Source organism: Streptomyces azureus, assembly GCF_001270025.1.
Taxonomy (GTDB): Bacteria; Actinomycetota; Actinomycetes; order Streptomycetales; family Streptomycetaceae; genus Streptomyces; species Streptomyces azureus.
Genome location: NZ_DF968362.1, coordinates 19245 through 38926 on the forward strand (window position 1 = coordinate 19245; position 19682 = coordinate 38926).

The following is a 19682-nucleotide window of genomic DNA, read 5'->3' on the forward strand; positions in this document are numbered from 1 at the left end:
GAGGGGCGTGCGATGACTTTTTGCTTCCCGTCCGTGACCGCGCGGTGACGTCAGAGCGCGGCGGCGCCGTGTTCCCGCAGGGCCTGGTCGTACTGCTGGAGAACCCAGAGTTCGTTCTGCACGGCGGCCAGCTGGGCCGGGTCACCGTGGCTGCCGAGGCGGGTGAGCTGGCTCTGGATGTCGCGGATGCGGCGCTCGACGGCGCGGCGGCGGACGGTGACCAACTGGGCGCCCGCGTAGGTCTCGTCGACGCCCTTCACGCCCTTGTGCAGCAGGATCGCCTCGACGGCCAGTTCCGTCACCATCGCGCGGACCGCGTCGTCCGGGGCGGCCTCACGGACCTTCACCAGATAGTCCTGGGGGTCCACGACACCCAGTTCGGCGCCGCCGGCGTCCATGATGGCCTGGCGCACGGCGGCGTAGGGCGGGGCGGTGAACTCGTCGACGCCGTACGCGTCGAAGGCCGGGGAGACCAACTCGGGACGCTGGAGGGCGAGTTTGAGGAGTTCGCGTTCGGTGGCGTAGACGGGGTTGCGGAGGTTGAGGGCCGGGCCGCGGGGGGCGGCGGGCGGCTGGCCGGAGGCGTACTGCCGCGACCCGTGCTGCTGCCGGTCCGGGGCTGGGCCCTTGCCGCCGCGGTCGCGGGCCCAGCGGGCCAGCTGCGCCACGCGCTTGACCACGAACTGGGTGTCGAGGATGCCGAGCATGCCGGCGAGCTGGACGGCGACCTCGTGCTGGGCGCCGCTGTTCTTGATGCGGGCGACGATCGGGGCCGCCTCGTCCAGGGCGGCGGCGCGGCCCGCGGGGGTGTCGAGGTCGTAGCGGACGACGATCTGGCGGAGGGCGAACTCGAAGAGCGGGGTGCGGGGTTCGACCAGGTCCGCCACGGCCTCGTCGCCCTTGGCGAGACGCAGGTCGCAGGGGTCCATGCCGTCGGGGGCGATGGCGATGTACGTCTCGGCGGCGAACTTCTGGTCGTCCTCGAAGGCGCGCAGGGCCGCCTTCTGGCCGGCCGCGTCGCCGTCGAAGGTGAAGATGACCCGGGCCGAGCCGTTGTCCATCAGCAGGCGGCGGAGGATCTTGATGTGGTCGCCGCCGAAGGCCGTGCCGCAGGTGGCGATGGCGGTCGTCACCCCGGCCAGGTGGCAGGCCATCACGTCCGTGTAGCCCTCGACGACCACCGCGCGGCTCGTCTTCGCGATGTCCTTCTTCGCCAGGTCGATGCCGTAGAGGACCTGGGACTTCCGGTAGATCGGCGTGTCGGGCGTGTTGAGGTACTTGGGACCGTTGTCCGCCTCGTACAGCTTGCGGGCGCCGAAGCCGACGACCTCGCCGCCGATGTCGCGGATGGGCCACATCAGGCGGCCGCGGAAGCGGTCGATGGGGCCGCGGCGGCCCTCCTGGGCGAGCCCGGAGAGCAGGATCTCCTTGTCGGTGAAGCCCTTGCCGCGCAGATAGCGCGTCAGATGGTCCCAGCCCTGGGGGCTGTAGCCGACGCCGAAGTGGACGGCGGCGGCCTGGTCGAAACCGCGCTCGGCGAGGAAGATCCGGCCGGTGTCGGCCTCGGGGGAGGTCGCGAGCTGTTCCGTGTACCACTCGGCCGCGATCTTGTGGGCCTCGACCAGGCGGATCCGTTCGCCGCGCTGGTGGGAGGGGTTGTACCCGCCCTCCTCGTAGCGCAGGGTGATGCCCGCCTGGCCGGCCAGGCGCTCGACCGCCTCCGAGAAGGAGAGGTGGTCGATCTTCATCACGAACGTGATGGTGTCGCCGCCCTCCTGGCAGCCGAAGCAGTGGAACAGTCCCTTGCTGGGGCTGACCTGGAAGGAGGGCGACTTCTCGTCGTGGAACGGGCACAGACCCTTGAGGTTGCCGCCGCCCGCGTTGCGCAGCTGGAGGTACTCGGACACCACGGCGTCGATCGGGACCGCGTCCCGTACCGCCTTCACGTCCTCGTCGTTGATCCGTCCAGCCACGGAGTGATTCTACGGGGCAGAACTGACACTCCTGCGGCGGTGACCGCCCCCCGGCCGGGGGTCCGGGGGTTGCCCCCGGGAATTGCAGCACGGGCCAGAACTGACACCCCTGACGGCTATGAGGCGAGGCCGTCCAGCGGCGCGTGCGGGTCCGCCAGCGTCTCCGTGTTCACCCGGGCCTTCGAGCGGATCAGCTGCTGGATCTTGTCTGTGACGTCCCACACGTTCACGTTCATCCCGGCCAGCACCCGGTCCTCCTTCACCCAGAAGGCGATGAACTCGCGCCGGCTCGCGTCGCCCCGGATCACCACCTGGTCGTACGTCCCCGGCGGCGCCCAGCCGGAGTACTCCATGCCGAGGTCGTACTGGTCGGAGAAGAAATAGGGCACACGGTCGTACGTCACGTCCCGGCCGAGCATGCAGCGGGCGGCCGCCGGGCCGCCGTTCAGCGCGTTGGCCCAGTGCTCCACCCGCATGCTGGTCTCGAAGAGGGTGTGGTGGAAGGAGGCCACGTCGCCGGCCGCGTAGATGTCGGGGTCCGAGGTGCGCAGCCGCTCGTCGACCACGACGCCGCCGCCCTGCGCCCGGTCGGCGATCTCCAGCCCGGCCGCCTCCGCGAGAGCGACCCGCGGAGCCGCGCCGATCGCGGCCAGGACGTCGTGCGCCGGGTGTTCCTCGCCGTCGTCCGTGCGGGCCGCGAGGACCATGCCGTCCTGCCCGACGATCTCGGTGAGCCGGGTGCCGAACTGGAAGCGGACGCCGTGGTCGCGGTGCAGGTCGGCGAAGAGCTGGCCGAGCTCGGGGCCGAGGACCGAGTGCAGCGGGGTCGGACCGCGGTGGATCACGGTGACCTCCGCGCCGTACTCGCGGGCCGCCGCCGCGACCTCCAGGCCGATCCAGCCGGCGCCCGCGATCACGAGGTGGCCGTTGTCCCGCCCGAGGTTGGTCAGCACGTGTTTGAGCCGCTCGGCGTGGGCGAGGCGGCGCAGGTGGTGGACACCGGCCAGGCCCGTGCCCGGGATGTCGAGACGGCGGGGCTCGGCGCCGGTCGCCAGGAGCAGCTTGTCGTAGCGGACGACGGTGCCGTCCTCGCCGAAGCGGACCGTCTTCGCCGTACGGTCGATCGCGTCGACGGTCTGGCCGAGGTGCAGCTCGATGTCGTTCGCCGCGTACCAGGCGGGCTCGTGCACGAAGACGCTGTCGCGTTCCTCCTTGCCGAGGAGGTAGCCCTTGGACAGCGGCGGGCGCTCGTAGGGGTGGTCCCGTTCGTCGCAGATCAGTATCACGCGGCCGGTGAAGCCCTCCGCCCGGAGCGTCTCGGCCGCCTTGGCGCCGGCGAGTCCGCCTCCCACGATGACGAATGTCTGATCCGCGTCGACCACTTGGTGCCTCCTCGTAAGGGTGTCGCCACTTGCGAGCGTCCCGCACGGAGCGTGATGCGGGAAGAGGGAGTGACCCGATCAGGCCACGGAGGGTCACCATCGGGCGTGCCGTGTCCCCCTGTTTCCCGGGGGTAGTCCCCTGTTTCCCGGGGGTAGTCCCCTGTTTCCCGTCGGTTTCCCCGTCAGTCTCATGCGTGCCCTGTCAGACGGGCGTGAAGCGAACGGGCGGAGGTGTCGGTGAGGGAGGCGATCTGGTCGACGATCACCCGCTTGCGGGCCCGGTCGTCCGGCGCCCGGTCGAACAGGGCACGGAACTGCGGGTCCAGGCCGTCCGGGGCGCGGGCGGTGAGCGCCTCGGCCAGTTCGGCGACGACGATGCGCTGGTCGGCGCGCAGGCGTTCCTGCTCGGCGCGCTGCATGACGTAGAGGTCGGCGACGGCCTTGAGGACGGCGCACTCCATCCGGGTCCCGCGCGGGACGACCAGTTCGGCGGCGTACCGGGTGAGCCGTCCGGTGCCTCCCCCAGTGCCTGAACGGCCTGGGTGGTACCCCCACGCGGTGCGGGTCGCGCTCTCGGCGGCCAGGCAGAAGCGGCCGATGAGCTGGCTGGTGGCGTCCTTCAGCCGGGCCTGGGCGACGGCGGTGCCGTCGTAGCCGTGCGGCCACCACTCCTGGGCGAGGAGCCGGTCCAGGGCCTCGGCGAGTTCGGCGGGGTCGGTGTCCGCCGGTACGTACCGGCCGCGGGCGACCTGGAAGATGTCCTGCCGTTCGGGTTCCGCGTGCAGGCAGTTCGGGTCGATGTGGCCGGCGTGCAGGCCGTCCTCCACGTCGTGCACGGAGTAGGCCACGTCGTCGGACCAGTCCATGACCTGCGCCTCGAAGCAGATACGGGTGCCGGGGGCGCCTTCGCGGACCCAGTCGAAGACCGGGCGGTCGTCGTCGTAGACACCGAACTTGCGGGACGCCGGGTCGGTGGGGTGGGCGCCGCGGGGCCAGGGGTACTTGGTGGCGGCGTCGAGGGCGGCGCGGGTGAGGTTGAGGCCGACGGAGCCTTCGGGGGTGAACCGTTTGGGCTCGATGCGGGTGAGGAGTCTGAGGGACTGGGCGTTGCCCTCGAAGCCGCCGCAGTCCGCCGCGAACTCGTTGAGGGCCTGTTCGCCGTTGTGGCCGAAGGGCGGGTGGCCCAGGTCGTGGGAGAGGCAGGCGGCTTCCACGAGGTCCGGGTCACAGCCGAGGGCCGCGCCCAGCTCGCGGCCGACCTGGGCGCATTCGAGGGAGTGGGTGAGGCGGGTGCGGGGGCTGGCGTCCCAGGCGGGGCCCAGGGTGCCGGGCGTGACCACTTGGGTTTTGCCGGCGAGTCTTCTCAGGGCGGCGCTGTGCAGGACCCGGGCCCGGTCGCGCTGGAAGGCGGTGCGGCCGGGGCGTTTGTCTGGTTCCGGGGCCCAGCGGTCGACTGACGTCGGGTCGTAGGCCGGGAGGTGTTGTGAGGTGCCGTCCATGTGCCGACAGTATGCGCCTGTGCGTCTGCCGGGTTTTGTTTTTCGGGCGGGTGCGGGTGGTTTTGGGCTGGTCGCGCCCACGCGGCGGAGCCGCGTATCGACACAGCCCCGCGCCCCTTAGGGCATGGTCCCGCCGCCCGCTTTCAGGCCGAAGCCAATTGCATCCGGGTCGCCTTGGCCGCCAGAGCCTCGTCGTAGCGGTGGAGGAGGAGGTGGGCCATGGACGGGTGGGTGCCGAGGGGGGCCGCCGCTATCCACGGGGCCGCCTGGGCGCACTCCGTGGCGAAGCGGCCGGGGGCCGTGAAGTAGGAGGCCAGGGCTATGTGGCGGCGGCCCCTCGCGCGCAGGGCGCGGACGGCCGTTTCCACCGTCGGAGTCGCCGCCGAGGCGTAGGCCGGGATGACGGGAACGCCCAGGCGGGCCGCGAGGAGGTGGGCCGTGCGGGTGGTGTCCGTCTTGGCGTCCGGGTCGCGGGAGCCGGCCGCGGCGAGTACCACCGCGCTGGTGCGGCGGGGCGTCCCGCCCCAGCCGGCCTCCGTCAGGCGGGCCTGGAGGGCGTCCACCAGCAGGGGGTGCGGGCCCAGCGGGGCCGCCACGTGGGTGCGGGCCGGGGAGGCCGCGGCCATCTCGGGGATGTCCTGCTTGACGTGGTAGCCGCGGCTGAGGAGGAGGGGGACCAGGACCGCCTCCGTGTCTCCCAGGGCGGCGAGCGTGTCGGGGAGCAGGGGGGCGTTCAGTTCGATGTGCCCGAGGTGCACCGGCACGTCGGGGCGCAGCGCGCGGACGCGGTCCAGGAGCGCGCGTACGGTGCTCAGCGCACGGGGGTCGCGGCTGCCGTGCGCCACGGCCACGAGGGCGGGCGGAGCCGGGCGGCGCGTGGCGGGCTGCGGGACGAGACTGAGCTGACTGGGCATGCAACCGATGGTCGCCGCCGCACGTTGCCTTCCCGTTGCGTGGGCGTCACGGGTGTTTTCCGGCGGTTCACGATGCGGGACAGGCGTGGTGTGAGGCTGCTTGACCTGGAGTTTCCGTGTAACGAGTGAAGCTGGTCACGCGTACGCGGATGAACCGGGCGGCCCGCGCGGGCGTCCCTGACTGTCGAGGGGCCGACCTGGGGAGGGACCGCCGATGCGTCGTGTGACGTTCCGCAGACCACGGCTGCCGCGTACCCGGCGAGGGCAGCGGCGGCTCGTGCAGGCCGTGATGGCCGGGTGCGTGCTCGCGGTGCTTCCGGCGACCTGGATGCATGTGGTCGCGGGTGACCGGCTGCGGACGGCGGCGGACGTGCCGCGTACCGATGTGGCCGTGGTGTTCGGTGCCGGGTTGTGGGACGGGGAGCCGTCGCCGTACCTCGCGCACCGGCTGGACGCGGCGGCCGGGCTGTACCGGGAGGGGCGGGTCGAGGTGGTGCTCGTCACCGGGGACAACAGTCGCGAGGACTACGACGAGCCGGACGCGATGCGCGTGTACCTGACGCGGCACGGGGTGCCCGACGGGCGGATCGTCAGCGACTACGCGGGGTTCGACACCTGGGACTCCTGTGTGCGGGCGAAGAAGATCTTCGGGGTGGACGAGGCCGTGCTGATCAGCCAGGGGTTCCACGTCCGGCGGGCGGTGGCTCTGTGTCAGGCGGCGGGGGTCGAGTCGTACGGGGTGGGGGTGGACGCCGTGCATGACGCGACCTGGTACTACGGGGGCGCGCGGGAGATCCTCGCCGCCGGGAAGGCGGCTCTGGACGCGGTGTTCCGGCCGGACCCCCGGTTCCTCGGGCCCCGAGAGCCGGGCGTGGAGCGGGCGTTGGCCACGGCCGAAGAGACTCCCGGATGAATCCGGACGATGACTCGACTGCGCTCCGCGCTGGTCACGGCCGCCGCGGCCGCGCTGCTGGCCGCACCATCTCCGCCAGCGTGGAAGTCGGGATCGGTCTGGAGGCGGGCGACAACCCGTACTACGCGTACGAGTGCTGACCGGGGCCGTGTCCTGACCAGACACAGCCCCTGAACGTGGCCGGGGGCGGGGGCCCGGCCGACGCGCTCCGCGCGTCCCGCCCCCGGCTGTCAGAGCCCGCGGAAGACTGGTGGGCGCTTCTCCAGGAACGCCGTCATCCCCTCCTTCTGGTCGTCGGTGGCGAACAGGGCGTGGAAGACGCGGCGTTCGAAGCGGATGCCGTCGCGCAGGCCGGTTTCGAGGGCCTGGTCGACGCACTCGCGAGCCGCCCTGACCGCCATGCGGCCGTACGAGGCGATCGTCGCCGCCGCTTCGAGGGCTTCGGGCAGGACGCGGTCGTCCGGGACCACTCGGGAGACGAGACCGCAGCTTCCGGCCTCCCGCGCGTCCATCGTGCGGCCGGTGAGGATCAGGTCCATCGCCTTGGCCCGGCCGACCAGACGGGTCAGCCGCTGGGTGCCGCCGATACCGGGGATGACGCCCAGCCTGATCTCCGGCTGGCCGAAGAGCGCCGACTCCCCCGCGAAGACCAGGTCACACATCATCGCCAGCTCGCAACCGCCGCCCAGAGCAGGGCCGTTGACGGCCGCGATCTTCGGGGTGTGGAGATCCGCGAACTCCTCCCAGGCTGCGAAGTAGTCCTCTGCCGCCATGTCCACGGCCGACTTCGGGGCCATCTCCTTGATGTCGGCGCCTGCCGCGAAGACCCCCTCCGAGCCGGTGACGACGAAGCAGCCGGTCCCGGGGTCCGCGTCCAACGGGCGGAGGGTGGCCAGGAGTTCGTTGAGGAGCTCGCTGCTGAGCGCGTTGCGGACGTGCGGGCGGTGCAGGCGTACCGTCACCACGCGGCCGTGGCGCTCGACCTTCAGGTTGTTCATCTGCCTTCTCCTTACGGGGGTCAGGAGTCCCAGATCGCGCCGTACGCCGGAACGCCGCGCCGTTCCAGACCGTGCACCACCTGCCAGGTCAGCCGCTTGTTGGAGATGCAGATGACCGCCTCCGCACCGAAGTCGCGGTACGCGGCGTGGGCGAGCCGCACCATGTCGGGCTTGCCGTGCCGGGAGGTGTCCCAGACCAGGGCGTGCGGCTGGACGGCGAGGATCTCGTCGACGAGGGCGTCGCCGTAGGTGGCGCGGGGGTCGCGGGTCGCCCAGACCAGGCGCGAGGGGACCTCTGCGGCGAGCAGGTGGGGCAGGCAGGGGCCGATGCCGCTGCCGGTCGCCACGTAGACCACCTTCCTGAACAGGACCTCGATGTTGGCGACTCCGGCCGTGGTGATGCCCTTCACCCACACCCGTGAGGGCTGGTCGTCGATGAATGAGCCGGTCCAGTCACCGGCGCGGGAGATGGTGAGCCGGAAGCCGGAGCGGCCGGGGGCCGGGACGTTGGCGAAGGAGTGCCACTCCTTCAGCGGGCTGCGGCTGATCGCGGTCGAGGAGCCCGCGAAGGGGGTCTCGCCGTAGTCGAAGTGAGCCAGCGTCACGTGCGGGGAGGGGCGTTCGGTGCGGACGTCCACCTTGCGCAGCCGCAGCCAGGGCAGGGCCACGCTGAAGGTGACGACGGCGAGGACCGCGAGCGGTACCGGTCCCTGGCCGGACAGCAGGGTGTGGGTCCAGAAGAGTGCGAGGGCGCTCCAGCCGCCGAAGCGGTGGATCTTCTCGAAGTGGTCGTGGTGGCGGGAGCGGAAGGGGGGCAGCGCGGTGGCGACGATCAGGGCGAGGAGGGCCACCAGGGTCCAGCTCACCGTGATCAGCGGCAGGTCCGTTCCGGCGCGGGTCACCGCGACCGTCAGGGCCAGGAACCAGGCCGCCCCGGCCAGCGCCCCGCCCACGTGCAGCCCGCCGAAGTGGTACACCTTGCCGAGCGTCCAGCGGACCTTCAGCGGCCAGCTCACCGGGGCCGAGGTCGCCAGCCGGAACAGGAGGTTGATGACGTACTGCTGGCGTACGAGGACGGCGAGGGCGAGGTTGGCGAGGGCGGCGTGCCCGAGGGTCGGCGTGGCCGGGGGCCCGGCGGCCCACAGGAACGCCGCGTTGGCCAGGAGCACCAGGGCCGCGAGGCGGTTGTAGTGCATCAGGCGGGGGTGCTTGAGCAGGCGGCGGGGGGCGGGCAGGAGCGGCGGGAGCTCGCCGATGTCCTGGTGGGTCCGGGCGGGGGACGTGGTCATCGGGCCACCGCCACGCGCTCGTCGAGCATTCCCAGCAGGGCCTGTTTGTCGACCTTGCCGCGGTCGGTCTCGGGGAGGAACGCCAGGGGCAGGACCTGCTCGGGGACGCAGTAGTAGGGCAGGGCGTCCGCGACCGCGCGGCGGGCGGTGTCCGGGTCGACGTCGGCCGGGCAGACGAAGGACACCAGCGTGCGGGCGTCGCGCTTCAGGGTGACGGCGCGGGTGCAGCCGGCGGCCGTCTCCAGGACGGAGGAGACGGAGTCCAGCTCGACGCGGAAACCGCGCACCTTGACCTGGTCGTCGGTGCGCCCGAGGTGCTCCAGCTCACCGTCGGGAGTCCAGCGGCCGAGGTCCCGGGTGCGGAACATACGGCGGCCGCCGCCGAGGAAGGGATCGGGGGCGTAGCGCTCGGCGTTGAGGGCGTCGTTGCCGAGGTAGCCCGCGGAGACGCAGTCGCCGCCCGCCCACATCTCGCCGGTCTCGCCGACGGGCAGGGGGCGCCGGTCGGCGTCGAGGACGTAGACCGTGTTGTTGGGGGTGGGGCGGCCGATGGTGAGCAGCGGGGCGGCCGGGTCGTGGCGGCCCATGGTGTTGACGATCGTGGTCTCCGTCGGGCCGCAGCAGTTGTGGAAGACGGCCTGCCGGGCCCAGCGGTCGGCCAGTGGGCGCGGGCAGGGCTCCCCCGCGACGGCGACCGTGCGCACGCGCGGGCAGGCGGCGGGGTCGAGGCCGGACAGCACGGTCGGGGTGGCGATCAGCACGTCGGCGGTGCGGGCCGCCGCGGCGATGTCCTTGCCGCGGATGACGAGGGTGCCGCCGTGGGCGAGGCAGCCCAGGATCTCCCAGGCCGCCATGTCGAAGGCGATGTTGAGGAGCTGGGCGACCCGGTCGCCCGGGCGGATGCCGAGGCCGCCCGGCTCGGTGAGCAGGATGTTGGCGACGTTGCGGTGGGTGACCTTCACGCCGTTGGGGCGGCCGGTGGTGCCGGACGTGAACAGGACGTAAGCGCCGTCGTCGCCGGTGACGCGCAGGCGCGGGGCCGGGGCGTACGGCAGCGGCTCGTCGAGTGCGAGCAGCAGGTGGCCGTCCGGCAGCGGTACGCGGTGGGCGTGTTCGGCGAGCGTGAGGACGACCCGGGTCCGGGCGGTGCGGATGACGTGGGTGAGCTGGGCCGGGGGTGCGAGGCCGATGTCCTGCGGGACGTAGGCGGCGCCGGCCTTCAGGATGCCGAGCAGGCCGACGAGCATCGGGATCGAGCGGCGGACGAACAGGCCGACGTGGTCGCCGGGGCGTACGCCCTCGCGGACGAGGCGGGCGGCGAGGGCGTCGGCGTGCCGGTCGAGCTGGCCGTAGGTGAGGTGCGTGCCCTGGTGTTCGGCGGCCACGGCGTGCGGGGCGGCCGCGGCGTGCCGGGCGACGGCGTGGTGCAGGAGCGGGTCGGGGACGGGGACGGTGGGGCCCCGGCCGTACTGCCGGAACAGGTGCCGGTCCTGGGGGGTCAGATGGCGCAGAGGCATGTTCGGTTGGCCTCCTGGCTGTTTCGAGTGTGGGAGTCGAACGCCGTTCGGAGTCGTGCGAGCGCTGCGCGTAGCGAGAGCGTAGTGGCACTGATTCAACTCTCAACGAGGTCGGATCAGCCAAGAAAGGAGCGCAATGAGCCACATGTGGCGTTTTTCATCACAAGGGCAACGTCCGTGGCGGTCGGCGGCGACCTGAAGGTGGGCAGGCGTATGCCTCACGCGGGAGCGGCGGCGGCGGGGAGGTTGCCGTCCCTGCCGCGTAACAGGGAACCGTCCCGGACGTAACACGGCCGAAGCACGCTGAACGGTATGCAGACCACCGCCACGCCCACGCACTGCCCGTACTGCGCCCTGCAGTGCGGGATGAACCTGACGCCCGCGCCGGACGGGACCGTCGAGGTGAGCGAGCGTACGGACTTCCCGGTGAACCGGGGCGCGCTGTGCGGCAAGGGCCGTACGGCGCCGGCGGTGCTGGCCTCGAACGTGCGGCTGACGTCACCGCTGGTGCGCGAGGGGGACACACTGGTGCCGGCCTCCTGGGACGAGGCTCTGGACCGGATCGCCGAAGGGTTGCGCCGGACGCGCGCGGAGTACGGGCCGGACGGGGTCGGGGTGTTCGGCGGGGGCGGTCTGACGAACGAGAAGGCGTACACGCTCGGCAAGTTCGCGCGGGTCGTGCTCGGCACGTCCCAGATCGACTACAACGGCCGTTTCTGCATGTCGTCGGCCGCGGCGGCCGGTATCAAGGCGTTCGGTCTCGACCGGGGGCTGCCGTTCCCGCTGGAGGACATCCCTAAGACCGGCTGTGTGATCCTGGTCGGGTCGAACCTCGCGGAGACCATGCCGCCGTCCCTGCGTTTCTTCACCGAGCTGAAGGAGAACGGCGGCACGCTGATCGTCATCGACCCGCGCCGCACGAAGACCGCCGAGCAGGCGGACCTGCACCTGGCGCCCAGGCCGGGCACGGACCTGGCACTCGCCCTGGGCCTGCTGCATCTGGTGATCGCCGAGGGACGGGTGGACGAGGAGTACGTCCGGGAGCGGACCGTGGGCTGGGAGGACGCCAGGGCCGCCGCGATGGCGCACTGGCCCGAGTACGTGGAGCGGATCACGGGGGTGTCCGTCCCCGAACTGCGGGAGACGGTACGGCTGTTCTGCGAGCCCGAGTCGGCGATGGTGCTCACGGCACGGGGGCCCGAGCAGCAGTCCAAGGGCACCGACACGGTGGGCGCGTGGATCAACCTGTGCCTGGCGACCGGCCGGGCGGGGCGCCCGCTGTCCGGGTACGGCTGCCTGACCGGGCAGGGCAACGGGCAGGGCGGCCGCGAACACGGCCAGAAGGCCGACCAGTTGCCGGGCTACCGCAAGCTCGACGACCCGGCGGCGCGTCGGCACGTCGCCGACGTGTGGGGCGTGGATCCGGACTCGCTGCCCGGCCCGGGGCGCAGTGCCTACGAGCTGCTGGACGCGCTGGGCACCGACATCAAATCCCTGCTGCTGATGGCGTCCAACCCGGTGGTGTCGGCGCCGCGTGCCGCGCACGTCGAGGAGCGCATCAAATCCCTGGACTTCCTGGCCGTCTGCGACGTGGTCCTGTCGGAGACGGCAGCGCTCGCGGACGTGGTCCTGCCGGTCACCCAGTGGGCCGAGGAGACGGGCACGACGACCAACCTGGAGGGCCGCGTACTGCTGCGGCGCCAGGCCATCACCCCGCCCGCGGGCATCCGCAGCGACCTCGAGGTCATGCACGAACTGGCCGCCCGCCTGGGCGTGGAGAAGGGCTTCCCGACCGACCCGGAGGAGATCTTCGAAGAGCTCCGCCGGGCGAGCGCGGGCGGTCCCGCGGACTACTCGGGGATCACGTACCGCAGGCTGGTGGAGGAGAACGGGGTGTTCTGGCCCTGTCCGGCGGTGGAGCCGGAGGGCCTGACGGGGGACCAGGACGGGGCGGGTGGCCCTGGCGCGCAACGGGGCGCGATGGGCCGCCCGGCCTCCACGGGGGACACGGCGGCAGCCACGGTGGACACGACGGGCCCTGCCCACCCCGGCACCCCGCGCCTTTTCCTCGACCGTTTCGCCACCCCCGACGGACGCGCCCGCTTCGTCCCCGTCTCGCACCGGGCCATCGCCGAGGAACCGGACGACGAGTACCCCGTGCTGCTCACCACCGGGCGGGTCGTGGCGCAGTACCAGTCCGGGGCGCAGACCCGGCGTGTGGCGGAGCTGAACGCCGCCGCGCCCGGGCCGTTCGTGGAGTTGCACCCGCGGCTGGCGGCCCGGCTGGGGGCGGCCGAGGGCGATCCGGTGGCCGTCGTGTCCCGGCGGGGCCGGGCCGTGGCGCCCGCCCGGATCACGGACACCATCCGGCCCGACACGGTCTTCATGCCGTTCCACTGGCCGGGCGAGGGCCGCGCCAACTCCCTCACCAACCCCGCGCTCGACCCGACCTCCCGGATGCCGGAGTTCAAGGCGTGCGCGGTGCGGCTGGAGGCGGTGCGGCCCTAGGTTTCCTCCTCCATGGCGGTGCGGCCCTGGGTTTCCTCCTCCATGGCGGTGCGGCCCTGGGTTTCCTCGCCCACTGCCGGGTGGCTCAGCCCACGTTGACCGCACTCCAGGCCGCCGCCACGGCCTTCTGCTCCGTGCTGCCGCTGCCGTAGAGGTCCTTCGCCGCGTTCAGCGTCGCCGTACGGGCACCCGTGTAGTCCGTCGAGGACGTCATGTAGACCGTCAGGGCGCGGTACCAGACCTTGCCCAGCTTGGCCCGGCCGATGCCGTTCACCGTGGAGTCGTCGCAGGTCGGGGAGTTGTGGCTGACGCCGTTGATCGTCTTCGCGCCGCTGCCCTCCGCGAGCAGGTAGGCGAAGTGGTTGCCGACGCCCGAGGAGTAGTGCACGTCGAGGTCGGCCAGCCCCTCGCTCCAGCAGTCGGCGGACTTCCCGTCCTTCGACGGGAAGTCCATGCGGCGCAGGGCCTCCCGGCCGAGCCCGGAGCGGACGACCTTCTCGCCGATGAGCCAGTCACCGGGGTCCTTGGCGTTGTCCGCGTAGAACTCCACGAGCGTGCCGAAGATGTCCGACGTGGCCTCGTTCAGGCCGCCGGACTCGCCCGAGTACGTCAGCGCCGCCGTCTTCGAGGTCACGCCGTGGGACATCTCGTGCCCGGCCACGTCCAGCGACACCAGCGGTCCGAGCAGCTTGCCGTCGCCGTCGCCGTACGTCATGCAGAAGCAGTTGTCGTCCCAGAAGGCGTTGTTGTAGTCCTTGCCGTAGTGGACGCGGTTGTACGAGCCCTTGCCGTCGCCGGCGATGCCGTTGCGGCCGTGCAGGTTCTTGAAGTAGTCCCAGGTGACGTCCGTGCCGTACTGGGCGTCCACCGCCACGGTCGCGCGGTCGGAGTCCGCGCCCGTGCCCCAGTGGTTGTCGGCGTCCGAGAAGACCGTCGCGGGGGCACGGGTCAGGCAGATGGTCAGCAGGCACTGGTCCGTCTTGTTCGCCGCGTCGCCCGTGTACGTGCCGCCCCGGGTCGCGTCCTTCAGCCGGTACGACGACCCGGACTGCGTCGTCTCCAGCGCAACCGTGCCGCCGTAGAGGGACTTGCCGTCGCCCGACGCCGATTCCAGGGTGTCCCAGGCGTCGATCCGGTCGCCGGTCGTGGCGTCGGTCAGCACCGTGCGCCCGACCGGGTTGCCGAGGTCGTCGTGCGCCACCGCGTCGGTCTGCCAGGCCAGTTTCGGGGCGCCGTGCAGGGCGTCGACGACCAGCCGGGGCTTGGCGGTCAGCTTCTTGAGGGTCTCGCCGAGGTGCGCGGCGCGCAGCAGGCTCGCGGCGAGGTCGGCGGCCTTGGGGGCGCTCACCTTCGGGGTGACGCTCTCGAGGGAGAGCGCGGACTTCGTCGCCCGGCTCGCGCCGCGGTAGGTGCCGTCCGGGTTCAGGTGGAGCACGAAGTCGCCGCCCAGGACCGGGAGTCGGTGGTACGTGCGGTCGTAGCGGACGTGCCGGGTGCCGTCCTCGTCGACGACCACGTCCCGGACCTTCGTCTCCTGGGCCGGGGTGAGGCCCAGTTCCGCGGCCCGGTCGGCGAGGACCGTCCCGGCACTCTCGATCGCGTCGGACCGGGTCGGCCGGTCCTCCGCCAGGGCGGTGGGTGAGAGCGCGGCGGCCAGCAGGGCGGCGGTGCCGGTGACGGCCACGCCTGCGATGGCGGGACGGGACCCTCGGACATGACGTATCCGACTCATCGGTCTCCTCATACGGGCGCACCCGGTCGCGTGGGGTCGACCGGGTGCGGCGTTGATGTTGACCGCGAGTCAAGTCGGCCCGGACATGTCATGTCCATAGGCCCGGTGTGCAGGTGTGTGAGGGTGGAGAATCGTTCCTGTGACCCTCCCCTTCTTCGTCTACGGCACCCTCCGCCCGGGTGAGGTCAACCACGACCTCTTCCTGCGCGGCCGCACCCGCTCCGAGGCACCGGGGCGGCTCCCGGGCGCGGTGCTGTACGAGGGGCCGGGCTATCCCTACGCGGTCGAGGAGCCGGGCGGCGGGGTCGTGTCCGGGGAGCTGGTGACCGCGCACCCGGAGATGTACGCGGAGCTGCTCGCCGAGCTGGACCGGCTGGAGGACTACGTGCCGGGTGACCCGCGCAGCCTGTACGAACGCGTCGAGCGGAAGGTCGTACGCGACACGGACGGGGCGACTGTCCGGGCCTGGGTGTACATCGCCGCACCCGCCGTCGCCGCACGGCTCCGGACCCGGGGGAGGCCCATCGCGGGCGGGGACTGGCGGGCGCGGAGTTGACGGGCGCGGGAAGGAGTGCGGCCGGGGCTCAGCCCGCGTACGGCGTCTTCGCCCTCGCCTCGCGCAACGCCCGGCCCCACCACACCAGTTGGTCCAGCATGGCCTTTGCCGCCGCGTCCGGGCCGGACGGGTCGTGCAGGGTGCCCGCGTCGTCGAAGGACGCGCCGGCGTTGTGGAAGGAGACGGTGTCGCGGACCGTCACGGCGTGGAGCTCGGCGAAGACCTGGCGGAGGTGCTCCGATGCGCGCAGGCCGCCGGACACTCCGCCGTAGGAGACGAGGGCGACGGGCTTGGCCTGCCACTCGGCGAAGTGCCAGTCGACGAGGTTCTTCAGGCCCGCCGGGAAGGAGTGGTTGTACTCGGGCGTGAGGACAACGAAGGCGTCCGCGCGGTCCAGCTTCGGGGTGACGCCGGACAGCGCGGCGGTCGCCTCGGGGGTCGGTTCGAAGGACGTCGGCAGATCGACGTCGGCGACGTCCACGACCTCGGCGACCAGGTCGCCCCGGCCCCTGAGGCGGCCGAGGAGCCAGTCGGCGACGACCGGGCCGAAGCGGCCGTGGCGGTTGCTGCCGACGACAAGGGTCACCCGGAGGGGCTCGGTCGCGGGCTGGACAGGGGTGGGTGCGTTCGTAACGGCTGTGTTCATGCGGCACAGCCTCATACCTCAACCTTCCTTGAGGTCAAGCCCGAGGGGCACGGCATCCGGGTCACCCGTTCACACGCGCACCCCCCGCTTTTCCATCCCCCGCCCACTCAACGCCTGTGACCTGCCCAAATACCTACGAGGAGCAGCCTGTCCGCCTCCCCCTGACACCCATTCACCCCAATTCTGACGCCCTATCAGAAAGCGCGGGCGCCGCGCCGGCCGTTACCTCGGAAGGGCAGGTGCACGAACGACAGCTCGGAGGAGCACCGATGCGATGTACCGCCCGGCCGCTGACCGGTACCGCGCTCGCCGTCGCCGCCGCGGCACTCGCCGCCGCCCCCGCGTACGGCGCGCCCGCCGACGACGTGGAGGTGTCTCCGTCCTCGGTCGTCCCGGGCGGACAGGTCACGGTGCGCACGGCGGCCTGCGGCGACGGCGGCACGGCGACGGGTGACGCCAGCGCGGTCGGAGCCGGTCCCCTCAACCTCGCGCCGGGCCCGCACGAGCAGGACGCGACCGGGCGGTTCAGGGTGCCGCCGAGCGCGCAGCCGGGGACGTACGAGATCACGGCGACGTGCACCGGGAGCGGGCGGCGCGTCACCGGTGACCTGGTGGTCACGCTGACGTCCGGGCACCAGCAGGTCTACCCCCGAGGGAGTGTGAAGACGGGGGTCGGCGGCGCCCTGGGCCCCGATCCCGTGCAGACCGCGGCCGGTGTGGCGGCTCTCGCCGTCGCCGCCGCGGGCGGTACCTGGCTCCTGCATCGCCGGGCGAGAGGTGACGGGATCTGACGGACATCCTCCGCTGTCCGTCACCGGTACCGCATGTCCCCTCCCCTCCGGGTCCGACGCCCCTCGCGGCCCGGAGGGGGTACGGGGCGGGCCCCCGGGACCAGGGAGGGCCCGGGGGCGGGAGTCCAAACCGGACGGCCATCGGGGATCAGGAAAGGGTCGGCCATGCGCAGGTTCCCCAGATACGGCAGCAGGTCCGGCAACCCGGCCAACGCCGCCATGGCGGCCGTCACGGTGTTCGCCCTGTGCTCCGGGGCCTGGCTGCTGCGCAACGGCGCCGAGACGCACGCCCCGCCGCAGCCCTCCGCCGCGCAGGCCCGTGCCGGGCAGGACGGGCAGGACGGCAGGGCCGGTGAGCGGCCCGACGCGCCAGCGCTGCCGCCCTCGCCGCCCGACCGCATCCGCATCCCGGCGATCCGGGTGGACGCGCCCCTGACCGACCTCGGCCTGACGAGGACCGGCAGTCTCGACGTACCGCCCGCCGAGCGGAAGAACCTCGCCGGCTGGTACGAGGCCGGCACCGCACCCGGCGAGCGGGGCACCGCCATCGTCGCCGGCCACGTCGACAACGCCGACGGCCCGGCCGTCTTCTACCGCCTCGGCTCCCTGGCCAAGGGCCGCACGATCGAGGTGGACCGGCGGGACGGCAGCGTCGCGGTGTTCACCGTGGACGCCGTCGAGGTGTACGCGGCGAAGGACTTCCCCGACGCGAAGGTCTACGGCGCCGCCCGCCGCCCAGAGCTGCGCGTCATCACCTGCGGCGGCGGCTATTCACGCGGCTCCGGGTACCAGGGGAACGTCGTGGTCTTCGCGCATCTGACCGGCAGCCGGTGATCCTCCCAGGACGTTGGCCCTCCCCCAGGCCCCCAGCGGTTCCAGTGCCTCGTTCAGGGAGACGCCCCGGGGGGTCAGCGAGTACTCCACGCGGGGCGGCACCTCGTCGTACGCCTCGCGGTGCACCAGTCCGTCGGCCTCCATCTCCCGCAGATGCGAGGCGAGCACCTTCTCGGTGATCCCGGGCAGCTCGCGGCGCAGCTCGCCGAAGCGGCACGGCCGCTCGTTCAGCGCCCAGAGGATCAGCACCTTCCACTTGCCGCCGATCACGTCCATCGCCGCGTCGATCCCGCACACGTACGCCCCCGGCCGCCGCCCCGTCGTCTCCATGCCCGAGCCCTCCCCTTCTCCTGCCTGGACCCTTCCCCCGGGGTAACCACCCACTTCGAAGTACGTACTTGAGCGGGCGCTCCCCTCGGACGAGCCTAAACGCCATGACCGACAACGCAGTTGCCTCCCGCACCCCTCTCACCCTCCTCGGCACCGGTGACATGGGCACCGCCCTGGCCCGCGCCTGGCTCGCCGCCAAACACCCGGTGACCGTCTGGAACCGCACCCCCTCCCGCGCCGAACCCCTCGCCGCCGAGGGCGCCACCATCGCCCGGACCGCCGCCGAGGCGGTGGCCGCGAACCGGCTCGTGGTCGCCTGCCTGCTCGACGACGCCTCCGTGGGCGAGACCCTCGACGGAGCCGATCTCGCGGGGCGGGACCTGGTGAACCTCACCACGGGCACGCCCGGCGAGGGCCGCAGCCGCGCCGCCTGGGCCGCAGCGCGCGGCGCCCGCTTCCTGGACGGCGGGATCATGGCCGTCCCGCCGATGATCGGGGCCCCGGAGTCCGGCGGGTACGTCTTCTACAGCGGCTCCCCCGAGCTGTTCGCCGAGCACCGGGACACCCTCGCCGTCCCGGCCGGCACCCGCTACGTCGGGGCCGACCCGGGCTTCGCCGCGCTCCACGACGTGGCGCTGCTGAGCGCGATGACCGGCATGTTCGCGGGCGTCACGCACGCCTTCGCGCTGATCCGCCCGGAGGACATCGCCCCGAAGGACTTCGCGCCGCTGCTCGTGGACTGGCTGACCGCGATGGCCCCGGCCGTGCACCAGACCGCCGACCAGCTGGAGAGCGGCGACTACGCCAGGAACGTCGTCTCGAATCTCGCCATGCAGGTCGCGGGCAACGCCACGCTGCTGCGCACGGCCGAGGAGCAGCGGGTGAGCCCGGAGCTGCTGACGCCGTACATGGCGCTGATGGAGCGGCGCCTCGCCCAGGGACACGGGGGCGAGGACGGTACGGGGATCATCGAGCTGCTGGATCTGCGGGCGGGGGCGTCCTCCTAGCGCCACGGAACCAGGCCGGCCACTGCTCGTACGCCATGTTCCCCACCAGGGCGAACACCACCGTCAGCAGCACGATCCGTACGAAGCCGCTGCCCTGCTTCAGGGCGGTGTGGGCGCCGAGGGTGCCGCCCGCCAGGTTGAACACGGCCATCAGGGCGGCCAGTTGCCACAGGACCGCGCCCTGCCAGGCAAAGGTCGCGAGGGCGCCCGCGTTGGTGCAGCAGTTGACGATCTTGGCGGTGGCGGAGGCGGTGACGAGGTCGAGGTGGAGCGCGGCGGTCAGGGCGAGGACCAGGAAGGTGCCGGTGCCGGGGCCGATGAGACCGTCGTAGAAGCCGATGCCGAGGCCCGCGAGGCCGATCGCCGCGAGGATCTGCCGCCGGGTGGCCGGGCCGGTCGCGGGGGCCGGGCCGAAGGCGGGCCGCAGGATCACGAAGGCCGCGACCCCGAGCAGCACCACCATGATCACCGGCTGAGGACGTCGGTGCTCATCCCGGCCGCGAAGAAGGCCCCGGCGGACGATCCGGCGAGCGCGGCCAGCCCGATGCGCACCGCCGTGCGGACATCCACCGGGGCCTTGCGGGCGTATGTGACCGCCGCGCCCGTCGTGCCCACGATGGCGACCGCCTTGTTGGTGCCCAGGGCGTGCGCGGCGGGCGTGTGCGACGGCAGTCCGAGCAGCAGCACCGGCAGCAGCAGGAGCCCTCCGCCGCCGACCACGGCGTCGATCCACCCGGCGGCGAGAGCCGCGAGGCAGAGCAGGACGATCATGGTCAGCGATATGTCGGGCATG

At 72.5% G+C, this 19682-nt stretch carries 16 protein-coding genes and 1 pseudogene; 6 read left to right on the plus strand and 11 right to left on the minus strand.

Annotated elements, in window-relative coordinates; genetic code table 11:
* Nucleotides 1-50 precede the first annotated feature (50 nt).
* From dnaG to AOQ53_RS28940, 4 genes are all read right to left on the minus strand, one after another.
* Complete coding sequence (gene dnaG, locus AOQ53_RS28925) at nucleotides 51-1973, minus strand: DNA primase (protein ID WP_059421720.1); 1923 nt, start codon at nucleotides 1971-1973, stop codon at nucleotides 51-53.
* Between the two features lie 116 nt (nucleotides 1974-2089).
* Nucleotides 2090-3355: an NAD(P)/FAD-dependent oxidoreductase gene (locus AOQ53_RS28930; protein ID WP_059421721.1), complete on the minus strand. Its 1266-nt coding sequence runs from the start codon at nucleotides 3353-3355 to the stop codon at nucleotides 2090-2092.
* Nucleotides 3356-3543: 188 nt separating this feature from the next.
* Entirely contained in the window at nucleotides 3544-4854 is a 1311-nt protein-coding gene (locus tag AOQ53_RS28935) for a deoxyguanosinetriphosphate triphosphohydrolase (protein WP_059421723.1), read from the minus strand.
* Between the two features lie 143 nt (nucleotides 4855-4997).
* A complete protein-coding gene (locus AOQ53_RS28940) occupies nucleotides 4998-5768 on the minus strand; it encodes a sirohydrochlorin chelatase (RefSeq protein ID WP_059421724.1) in 771 nt (256 codons plus the stop codon).
* Between the two features lie 214 nt (nucleotides 5769-5982).
* On the opposite strand from AOQ53_RS28940, the gene AOQ53_RS28945 reads away from it, so the two are divergent.
* A complete protein-coding gene (locus AOQ53_RS28945) occupies nucleotides 5983-6681 on the plus strand; it encodes a SanA/YdcF family protein (protein ID WP_059421725.1) in 699 nt (232 codons plus the stop codon).
* A gap of 230 nt (nucleotides 6682-6911) precedes the next feature.
* Here AOQ53_RS28945 and AOQ53_RS28950 read toward each other — a convergent pair whose 3' ends face one another.
* The 3 genes from AOQ53_RS28950 to AOQ53_RS28960 are packed head-to-tail and all read right to left on the minus strand — an operon-like array spanning nucleotide 6912 to nucleotide 10485.
* On the minus strand, nucleotides 6912-7679 hold the full coding sequence (locus AOQ53_RS28950; RefSeq protein WP_059421727.1) for an enoyl-CoA hydratase-related protein: 768 nt from the start codon (nucleotides 7677-7679) through the stop codon (nucleotides 6912-6914).
* Between the two features lie 20 nt (nucleotides 7680-7699).
* On the minus strand, nucleotides 7700-8968 hold the full coding sequence (locus AOQ53_RS28955; RefSeq protein ID WP_059421728.1) for a ferredoxin reductase domain-containing protein: 1269 nt from the start codon (nucleotides 8966-8968) through the stop codon (nucleotides 7700-7702).
* Nucleotides 8965-10485, minus strand: a complete 1521-nt coding sequence (locus AOQ53_RS28960) for an amino acid adenylation domain-containing protein (protein ID WP_059421730.1) — start codon at nucleotides 10483-10485, stop codon at nucleotides 8965-8967. The genes AOQ53_RS28955 and AOQ53_RS28960 overlap by 4 nt, the downstream gene beginning before the upstream one ends.
* 312 nt (nucleotides 10486-10797) lie before the next feature.
* Here AOQ53_RS28960 and AOQ53_RS28965 point away from each other — a divergent pair, with 312 nt between their 5' ends.
* Nucleotides 10798-12993, plus strand: coding sequence for a molybdopterin oxidoreductase family protein (locus tag AOQ53_RS28965; RefSeq protein ID WP_059421733.1), 2196 nt, complete (start codon nucleotides 10798-10800; stop codon nucleotides 12991-12993).
* Between the two features lie 85 nt (nucleotides 12994-13078).
* Here AOQ53_RS28965 and AOQ53_RS28970 read toward each other — a convergent pair whose 3' ends face one another.
* Nucleotides 13079-14725 carry a M4 family metallopeptidase gene (locus AOQ53_RS28970; RefSeq protein WP_059421735.1) on the minus strand — a complete coding sequence of 549 codons (1647 nt, stop codon included), beginning with the start codon at nucleotides 14723-14725 and terminating at the stop codon, nucleotides 13079-13081.
* 139 nt (nucleotides 14726-14864) lie between these two features.
* Between AOQ53_RS28970 and AOQ53_RS28975 the strand changes: the two genes are divergently transcribed.
* Nucleotides 14865-15281 carry a gamma-glutamylcyclotransferase family protein gene (locus AOQ53_RS28975; RefSeq protein ID WP_059421736.1) on the plus strand — a complete coding sequence of 139 codons (417 nt, stop codon included), beginning with the start codon at nucleotides 14865-14867 and terminating at the stop codon, nucleotides 15279-15281.
* A 28-nt stretch (nucleotides 15282-15309) separates the two neighbouring features.
* On the opposite strand, the gene AOQ53_RS28980 is transcribed toward AOQ53_RS28975, so the two are convergent.
* Nucleotides 15310-15927: an NADPH-dependent FMN reductase gene (locus AOQ53_RS28980; protein WP_059421749.1), complete on the minus strand. Its 618-nt coding sequence runs from the start codon at nucleotides 15925-15927 to the stop codon at nucleotides 15310-15312.
* Nucleotides 15928-16196: 269 nt separating this feature from the next.
* Between AOQ53_RS28980 and AOQ53_RS28985 the strand changes: the two genes are divergently transcribed.
* Both AOQ53_RS28985 and AOQ53_RS28990 read left to right on the plus strand, forming a co-directional pair.
* Complete coding sequence (locus tag AOQ53_RS28985; RefSeq protein ID WP_059421738.1) at nucleotides 16197-16718, plus strand: hypothetical protein; 522 nt, start codon at nucleotides 16197-16199, stop codon at nucleotides 16716-16718.
* A 165-nt stretch (nucleotides 16719-16883) separates the two neighbouring features.
* On the plus strand, nucleotides 16884-17552 hold the full coding sequence (locus AOQ53_RS28990; RefSeq protein ID WP_059421739.1) for a class F sortase: 669 nt from the start codon (nucleotides 16884-16886) through the stop codon (nucleotides 17550-17552).
* On the opposite strand, the gene AOQ53_RS28995 is transcribed toward AOQ53_RS28990, so the two are convergent.
* Nucleotides 17490-17882, minus strand: a complete 393-nt coding sequence (locus AOQ53_RS28995) for a winged helix-turn-helix transcriptional regulator (protein WP_059421740.1) — start codon at nucleotides 17880-17882, stop codon at nucleotides 17490-17492. The two genes, AOQ53_RS28990 and AOQ53_RS28995, sit on opposite strands and share 63 nt — an antisense overlap.
* A 104-nt stretch (nucleotides 17883-17986) precedes the next feature.
* Between AOQ53_RS28995 and AOQ53_RS29000 the strand changes: the two genes are divergently transcribed.
* Nucleotides 17987-18889, plus strand: coding sequence for an NAD(P)-dependent oxidoreductase (locus tag AOQ53_RS29000; protein WP_059421742.1), 903 nt, complete (start codon nucleotides 17987-17989; stop codon nucleotides 18887-18889).
* On the opposite strand, the pseudogene AOQ53_RS29005 reads toward AOQ53_RS29000, so the two are convergent.
* Nucleotides 18849-19681 (minus strand): annotated as a pseudogene (locus AOQ53_RS29005) (sulfite exporter TauE/SafE family protein). The gene AOQ53_RS29000 and the pseudogene AOQ53_RS29005 sit on opposite strands and share 41 nt — an antisense overlap.
* Between the last annotated feature and the right edge of the window lies 1 nt (nucleotide 19682).